This is a genomic window from Agromyces aerolatus (assembly GCF_031432255.1).
Lineage (GTDB): Bacteria > Actinomycetota > Actinomycetes > Actinomycetales > Microbacteriaceae > Agromyces.
This window is the reverse complement of the sequence record NZ_JAVKGQ010000016.1, coordinates 83,116-91,241: the sequence shown is the minus strand read 5'-3', so window position 1 is coordinate 91,241 and position 8,126 is coordinate 83,116. Positions and strand designations below refer to the sequence as shown.

Here is an 8,126-nt window from a genome sequence, read left to right as displayed (position 1 = left end):
GCGACGGGGGCCCCCGCCCCCGGCCCCCGGGGCCGGCCCGCCAGGCCGGACGCGCCACCCACCCCCGACCCGCTGCCGCCGAAAGTGGGTCGGAGACCGGATTATGTATTGGAAGGAGGTTCTGCACGACCTCCAACACACAATCTGGCTTCCATCACGCAATCCGGTCTCGAACGCACATTCCGGTCTCGAACACACATTCCGGCCTCCATCACACTTTCGGTGGCGCGCGCGAGAGACTGAGCGAGGGCACGGCGAAAGGCGATTGATGTGGCGGATGGGTCGGACGGGGCCGAGGGGGTCCGTGGCGAGCGGGGCGAGCGTCCGGAGCACGGGCAGCCAGCTACCGAGCGCGCCGACCGCGCCGACCGCGCCGACCGCCCCGAGCCCGCCGACCGCGCGGAGCGCGCGCACTCGCGGCGGGACTTTCTGAAGTTCGGCGGGGTCGCCGCGGGCGGCGCGGTCGTCGGCGGGGCGGCCGGGTTCGCGGCGGGCCGCGCGGCCGGATCAGGGGGCGGCGCCGGCCCCGGGGAATCCGCCCGGCCTGGCCACACCGTGGCGGCGACGCCGCCCGGGACGATCCCGCCGCGGGCCGGCGGACCCGGCTGGGACCACCTCGTGGTCGTCATGTTCGAGAACCGCTCGTTCGACAACCTGCTCGGCCACCTGTACGCCGCCGACGAGCTCCCGGCGGGCCAGACCTTCGCGGGCCTGCAGGGCGACCCGATCCGGATGGACGGACCGCACGGGCGCAGCTACGAGACCCACGCCTACACGGGCACGACCGACGAGATCATGTCGAGTCCGCGCCCCGACCCGGGCGAGGACTACCCGCACGTGAACACTCAGCTGTTCGGCACGGTCGATCCGAAGCGGAACGCCGAGCGGCAGGTCGCGCAGATGGAGAAGCCGTACAACGCGCCGGCACCCGGCAGCGAGCCGACCATGCGCGGCTTCGTGCACGACTACCACAACGCGTTCCACATGGAGCTCGGCCGCGTGCCCACGGCCGACGAGCTCGAGATGGCGCTCGGCGGCTTCACGCCCGACATGATGCCCGTGCTGTCGACGCTCGCGAAGGGCTTCGCGGTGTTCGACGGATGGCACTGCGCGGTGCCCGGGCCGACGTTCTGCAACCGGTCGTTCTTCCACGCGTCGACCTCGCACGGCTACGTCACGAACCACGACAACGGCGGTACCGAGAAGTGGTACCGCACGAGCGCCGCATCGCCCACCGTCTTCAACCGGCTCGACGAGGCCGGCATCTCCTGGGCCGTGTACTACGACGACTCGCAGCACGTGTCGATGACGGGGCTCATCCACAAGCCCGTGCTCGAACGCTTCTGGCACACGAACTTCTTCCCGATGAGCGACTTCTACCGCGCGGTCGCCGACGGCGCGCTGCCGGCCTACGCGTTCGTCGAGCCGCGGATGCTGTACGACCACAACGACATGCATCCGCCCGTGGGCACAGTGGACGCGACGGTCGTCGACGGTGCGAACGTCACCGGCGGCGCGATCTCGGACGTGCGCGCGGGCGAGGCGCTGCTGCACGAGATCTACACGTCGGTGCGGACGAGTGCGAGCGCGACGGGGTCGAACGCGTCCAACACCATGCTGCTCGTCGTCTTCGACGAGCACGGCGGCACGTTCGACCACGTCCCGCCCCCGGCGGCGACCCCGCCGGGCGACGGTGCGCCCGGCGAGATGGACTTCACGTTCGACCGGCTGGGGCTGCGCGTGCCCGCGATCGCGGTCTCGGCCTACACCGCCGCGGGCACGATCGTGCACGATGCCGTGCACCACGGGTCGCTCATCAGCACGCTGACCGGCAAGTACGATCTGGAACCGCTCACGAAGCGCGACGACGGCGCGCCGACCATCGCGGGGGCCGTGACGCTCGACACGCCGCGCCCGGCCACCGACTGGCCGCACACGCACCCGCAGTACACGCCACGGAACCCCGAGGCCGCCGACCCGGTGCCCGAGGGGCACGACGACCAGCCGCTGACGCCGCCCGGCCGCAACCTCATGGGACTCCTCAAAGCCCACGCGGGCACCGACGATGCACTGCCGAAGACCTGGCGTGAGGCGCACGCGTTCGTCGAGCGGCACGGCATCGGGCTGTTCGGCCCGCAGTGAGCTGAGCTGAGCTGAGCTGGGCCGCGCTGAGCTGGGCTGAGCTGAGCTGAGCTGGGCAGCGCGGCGCCGCGCCCTACGGCGTGAGCGCCCCGAGCGCGGCGACGACGTCCGCGACGACGGCATCGACCGGCTGCACCGCGTCGACGGTGACGCCGCGCTCGCCGGAGTCGAGCGGCTGCAGCGTCGCGAGCTGGGACGCGAGCAACGACGGCGGCATGAAGTGCCCGGTGCGCTGCGCGGCGCGCTCCTGGATGTGCACGGGATCGGCGTCGAGGTGCACGAACACGGCATCGGATGCCTCGTCGCGAAGCTCATCCCGATACGCCCGCGTGAGGGCGGAGCAGGCGATGACCGCGCCGCCCTCGGCGGCGGTGAGCGCGCGTCCGCACTCGCGGAGCCACGGCAGCCGGTCGGCGTCGGTGAGCGGGACCCCCGACGACATCTTCTCGATCGCGGCGGGCACGTGCAGATCGTCGGCGTCGATGAAGGGCAGGTCCAGGGCCTCGGCGAGGCGGCGGCCGATGGTCGACTTGCCGACGGCCGACACGCCCATGACGACGATGCGGGGCGGCGGCTGGCGGGTGTCCATGGGCAGGTCGAGCCTATCCGATCGACGGTGCGTCGCCGGAGGGCGACCAGCGAGTACGCTCTGCTCGTGAGCTTCCTCGACGTCCTGGCGATCATCGTCGAGGTGCTGTCGTGGGTCGGCCTGGGTGTGGGCATCCCGCTGTTGATCGCCGCGCTGATCGTGCGCGCCGCCGACGTGCGCTGGCACGAGGTCGATCTCGGGATCGTGGAACCGACGCCGCCGGGCTCGATCGCGATCGCACGCTGGTTCGCCTCCGACGAGCTGCACGAGCGCGAGCTCACCGACGAGGAGCTCGCCGGTCTCGGCGATCCCGACTCGGCGACCGCGTACGCCGATCACAGCGGGCGTCTGCGGTTCGAGCGCCACAGCGCGCCGTCGCGCGTGCTCTGGGTGCTCTCGCTCGCGCTGCTCGCGGTGGGCGTCGTCGCGCTCGCCGGCGCGATCGTGCTCATGTTCGTCATGGGCTGACCCCGCCGCGAGGCATCCGTCACCCGCCGGGCGCGAGCTCGCGGGCGCGCATCGACCACACGGCGGCACCGCCGAGGACGACGCCGACGGCGACCATCACGATGCCGCCCGTCCAGTCGGCGTCATCGCTGCCCGGCACGGGCGAGTGCGTGAACGGCGAGAGGTCGGTCACCCAGTCGGGCAGCTGCAGGATGGGGCCGAAGATGCCGACGATCGCCGCGAGCCCGACGAGCGTCCAGCCGAGCGGGATGGTCCCCTGCGGGAGCAGGACGAAGACGAGGAGCGTCACGCCCAGGAAGACCAGGCAGGCGGGCAGCTGCGCCGCGGCCGCCTCGAGCACGTTCGGGACGAGCGACGCGGGATCGTCAGTGCGCAGGGCGCCGAGGACGCCCGTCGCACCCGCTGCCGCGAGCACCACGACGATGACGATCGTGCCGACGATCCAGTATTCGGCGAGCCAGCGCACGCGCGGCACTGGCGTGCCGAGCACCAGCTCGGCGGTGCCGTGCGCCTCCTCCTGACGGGCGCGCATCCCCACTTGCACCGCGCAGCACGCCGCGAGCACCCCGACGAGCCCGTAGAACGTCGCGATGAACGCCTGCTCGATCGTCGCGTCGTCGCCGATCGCCTCGCGCAACCGGTCGATCAACTGCGGTGCGGCCCCGCCGACCTGGCCGACGATCGACGAGAGAGTCGTCGCGAGCAGGCCTGCGGCTGCGCCGCCGACCGCCCAGGCGACGAGCGTCGGCACCGTGAGTCGCCACACGAGGCCGAACGAGCTCGACAGCGTCCACCGCGCCGCGGCGCGGCCCTGGCGTTCGGGCAGGAGGCTCGCACCCTGGTCTCGGATGGCCTGGAGCACGAAGACGCCGGCGATCACGAGGGCGGCGAACCCGAGCGGGACGATCAGCGGTCGCAGGTCGTCGTCGACGAACGCACCGGTGAACTGGCCGTACCCGATCGGGGAGACCCAGCTGGGCCAGGCCGGCGTGACGTGTATGAGATCGGACGACGGCGTGCCCGCGGCGTCCCCGATCCCGCGCAACAGGTATGCGGCGAGCACGATCGCGACGCCGGCGCCGTTCGCCCCGCGCGAGGTGCGGAACAGCTGCGCGACCACCAAGCCGAGCGCGAGGAACACGATCCCTGACGCGGCGATCGCCGCGCCGGCCACGAACGCACCGCGGGCGTCGAGTCCGGCGAGGATCCATCCCACCGCGACGAACAGGCCGAGGACGACGTTCGCGAGCGCGCCGTGCACGACGGTCGCGACCGTCGGGAGCGCGCGGCCGGCCGGGGTCGAGGCGACGAACTCCGCCCGCCCCTGCTCCTCCTCCATGCGGGTGTGGCGCACCGCGAGGAACGTGCTCATCAGCCCGCCCATGAGCGCGAGCCAGGCGAACAGCAGGAAGAACACGAACGCGCCCTCATCGACCCCGTTCGGGAGCCCTCGGAAGACCAGGATCGTGCGGCTCGCGATCGCGACTCCGAGGATCTGCCGCCGCTCCTCCACGTCGCCGAACGCATCGAGCGCGGCGTTGGCCGCGGCGAACGCGAGCACGCCGACCCCCACGCACCACAGGGTGAGCTGCAGGCGATCGCGGCGGAGACGCTGTGCGAGCAGCACGAGGAGCCGGCTCACGTCCGCGCCTCCTCCGAGGCATCCGAATCGTCTCGGGCCGGCGCGACGTGCCGGCCGTGGCGCTCGGCGACCTCGGCGACCTCGCCTGGCTCGGCGACCTCGCCTGGCTCGCCCGCCTCGGTGACCTCGTCGCCGTAGTGCCGCAGGAACAGCTCTTCGAGCGACGGCGGCGCGACCGTCAGACCCTGGACGCCGAGCGCGGCGAGCGCGGGCAGCACGCCCGCCACACGATCGCTGTCTACCGTGAAGCTCACCTGCCCGTGCTCGATGACGAGGTCGTGGGCCCCGTCGATCGCCTCGACCGAGGTCTCCTGGCCCGGCACGTGCGCGAACGTCACCTGGGTGCGCGTGAGGTGTCTGAGCTCGGCGAGCGTGCCGGATTCCACGGTGCGACCGGCGCGGATGATGCTGACCCGGTCGCACAGCACCTCGACCTCGGAGAGGATGTGGCTTGACAGCAGCACGGTCGCGCCCTGGCCGGAGATGCGCGCGATCTCGCGGTTGAACACCTGTTCCATGAGCGGATCGAGGCCGCTCGTCGGCTCGTCGAGCAGGTACAGCTCGCACGGGGTCGCGAACGCCGCGACGAGCGCGACCTTCTGCCGGTTGCCCTTGGAGTAGGCGCGGCCCTTCTTGCGCGGGTCGAGCTGGAAGGCCTCGATGAGCCGCTCCTTCTGCGCCCGGTAGGCCTCGCGATCCGCGGTCCCGCCGCGTAACCGGCTGAGCAGGTCGATCGCCTCACCACCCGAGAGGTTCGGCCAGAGGCTCACATCGCCGGGGACGTAGGCGAGTCGGTGGTGCAGGCTCGCGGCCTCACGCCACGGGTCGCGGCCGAACAGCTCGGCCTCGCCGCCCGAGGCGCGCGCGAGCCCGAGCAGGACGCGGAGCGTGGTCGACTTACCCGCCCCGTTCGGGCCGAGGAACCCGTGCACCTCGCCCGCGGCGACCGTGAGGTCGAGACCGTCCAATGCGGTGGTGCGCCCGAAGCGTTTGAGGAGCCCCCGGGTGCGGATCACATCCGTCATGATCGGACGCTACGCCGGTTCGCGGCGATTGTGAAGATTCCTCGCCGGTCGAGTGGGCTACGCGTATCGAGACCGTCGCACCGGGTCTCGATACGCTGCGCTGCTCGACCGGCGGCCCCGCCTACTCGAGCGCTGCGAACCGCTCGATGTCGCCCTCGGTGCCCGACACGATGATCAGGTCGTGGTTCGACACCACGGTCTGCTCGGTCGCGTACGTGAACGGCTTGCCCGGGCTCTTGACGCCGACGACGGTCACCCGATACTTCGACCGCACGCCCGACTCGACCAGGTTCTTGCCGCGGATCGGCTTCGGCGGGTACATCTTCACGAGCGCGAAGTCGTCGTCGAACTCGATGAAGTCGAGCATGCGGCCGCTCACGAGGTGCGCGGTGCGCTCGCCGGCCTCCGCCTCGGGGTAGATGACATGGTTCGCGCCGATGCGCTGCAGGATCTTGCCGTGCGAGGACGAGATGGCCTTCGCCCAGATCTGCGGGATGTGCAGGTCGACGAGGTTGGCGGTGATCAAGACGGATGCCTCGACGGAGGAGCCGACCGCGCACACCGCGATCGAGAAGTCCTGCGCACCGATCTGCCTGAGCGCGTCGATCGACTTGGCGTCGGCGACGACCGCGTGCGTGACGCGCTCCGACCACTTCTGCACGAGCCCGTCGTCGGTGTCGACGGCGAGCACCTCGCGGCCGAGACGGTCGAGCTGGCCCGCGGTGGCGGCGCCGAAGCGGCCGAGGCCGATGACAAGCACTGGGGCATCGTGTTTGATCCGGTCAACCAACGATGGGCCTCTCTTCCGGTCGTTTGTACAGCTGGCGTCGCTGGCTCGCGGCGAGCGCCGCGGCGAGGGTCACGGTGCCGACGCGCCCCATGAACATGGTCGCGGCCATGACGTAGACGCCCTCGGGTGGCAGGTCGGCGGTGAGCCCGGTCGACAGGCCGCACGTGGCGAACGCCGAGATCACGTCGAACAGGACGTAGTCGAACGGCTCCTTGGTGATCTGGAGGATCGCGATCGAGGCCACCGCGACGATGGTCGCACCCCAGAGGACGACGCTCACCGCGAGCCGCAGGATGTCCACCGGGATGCGGCGACCGAACGCCTCCATGCCGGGAGCGCCGCGCGCCTCGGCGAACGCGGCGAGGAAGAGCACGGCGAGCGTCGTGACCTTGATGCCGCCCGCGGTCGAGGCCGAGCCGCCGCCGATGAACATGAGCATGTCCGAGACGAGCAGGCTCGACCCGTTGAGGTCGTGCATGTTGATCGTCGAGAACCCGCCCGACCTGGTCATCATCGACATGAAGAACGACTGATAGATCGTCGGCCCCGCATCGAGCGAGCCGTATGTCTTCGGGTTGTCGTACTCGAGCAGCAGGAACATGATCGCGCCCGCGACGAACAGGATGAGCGTGGTCGCGAGCGTGAGCTTGACGTGCACGCTCCACTTGCGGGGCCGCCGCCAGAGCCGCGCGAGCGCGAAGATCACCGGGAAGCCGAGGCTGCCGAGGAAGACGCCGACCATGAGCAGCGACTGGAACCAGTAGTCGTCCTCGAACGGCGCGAGCCCGCCCGGATTCGGGCTGAACCCCGTGTTCGTGAAGGCCATCGCCGAGTAGTAGAAGCTGTACCAGAGCGAGTGGAACGCGTCATATCCCGCGGCGAGCATGCTCGGGATCATCCCGATCGCGACGGTCACCTCGATCACGAGGGCGCTGACCGCGACCGTCGCGAGCAGGCTGCCGACCTCGCCAAGGCGTACCGCCTGCCGCTCCGACACCGGTCCGGCGTGCACGCGCGACGGGTTCGTGTCGCTCGCGGCGATGAGCTTGGCGCGCAGGCCGAGCCGGCGCGAGATCACGAGCCCGAGCGTCGTCGCGAGCGTCAGCACGCCGACGCCGCCGATGTTGACACCGACGAACACGAGCGCGTTCCCGAACGGCGACCAGTGCGTCGCCATGTCGACGGTCGAGAGCCCGGTCACGCAGATCACAGACACGGCCGTGAACAGGGCGTCGTGGAGTGGGGTGCCCGATCCTTCGCCCGCCCGGGCGATCGGCAGCGAGAAGAGCAGCGTGAAGATCAGGATCAGCCCGCTGAAGATGATGATCGCGAACCGCGACGGCGACTTCTTCGTGAGATCGTCGACGAGGTTGCGAGCGCGGCCGAACCAGGAGCGGGGGTCGGCGGGGCCGGGGAGCCGCGACGCCTGTGTGACCATGCGTCCCCCTCCGCGTATCGCCGACGCGAGTG

General features: G+C 71.1%; 7 protein-coding genes. 2 read left to right on the top strand and 5 right to left on the bottom strand.

From position 1 onward, the window contains the following. Positions 1 to 270 precede the first annotated feature (270 nt). Positions 271 to 2,142 (top strand): alkaline phosphatase family protein, encoded by a 1,872-nt coding sequence (locus RH864_RS16485; RefSeq protein ID WP_310518663.1) that lies wholly within the window; start codon positions 271 to 273, stop codon positions 2,140 to 2,142. Positions 2,143 to 2,215: 73 nt separating this feature from the next. On the opposite strand, the gene RH864_RS16480 is transcribed toward RH864_RS16485, so the two are convergent. Beyond that, entirely contained in the window at positions 2,216 to 2,731 is a 516-nt protein-coding gene (locus RH864_RS16480) for a gluconokinase (RefSeq protein WP_310518662.1), read from the bottom strand. Positions 2,732 to 2,797: 66 nt separating this feature from the next. On the opposite strand from RH864_RS16480, the gene RH864_RS16475 reads away from it, so the two are divergent. Then, entirely contained in the window at positions 2,798 to 3,199 is a 402-nt protein-coding gene (locus tag RH864_RS16475; protein WP_310518661.1) for a hypothetical protein, read from the top strand. A 19-nt stretch (positions 3,200 to 3,218) separates the two neighbouring features. Here RH864_RS16475 and RH864_RS16470 read toward each other — a convergent pair whose 3' ends face one another. From RH864_RS16470 to RH864_RS16455, 4 genes are all read right to left on the bottom strand, one after another. Then, a complete protein-coding gene (locus RH864_RS16470) occupies positions 3,219 to 4,841 on the bottom strand; it encodes an ABC transporter permease (protein ID WP_310518660.1) in 1,623 nt (540 codons plus the stop codon). Next, on the bottom strand, positions 4,838 to 5,866 hold the full coding sequence (locus tag RH864_RS16465) for an ABC transporter ATP-binding protein (protein ID WP_310518659.1): 1,029 nt from the start codon (positions 5,864 to 5,866) through the stop codon (positions 4,838 to 4,840). Before RH864_RS16465 ends, RH864_RS16470 begins: the two co-directional genes overlap by 4 nt. Before the next feature lie 121 nt (positions 5,867 to 5,987). Continuing rightward, complete coding sequence (locus RH864_RS16460; RefSeq protein WP_310518658.1) at positions 5,988 to 6,656, bottom strand: potassium channel family protein; 669 nt, start codon at positions 6,654 to 6,656, stop codon at positions 5,988 to 5,990. After that, positions 6,649 to 8,094: a TrkH family potassium uptake protein gene (locus RH864_RS16455; RefSeq protein ID WP_310518657.1), complete on the bottom strand. Its 1,446-nt coding sequence runs from the start codon at positions 8,092 to 8,094 to the stop codon at positions 6,649 to 6,651. The genes RH864_RS16460 and RH864_RS16455 overlap by 8 nt, the downstream gene beginning before the upstream one ends. Between the last annotated feature and the right edge of the window lie 32 nt (positions 8,095 to 8,126).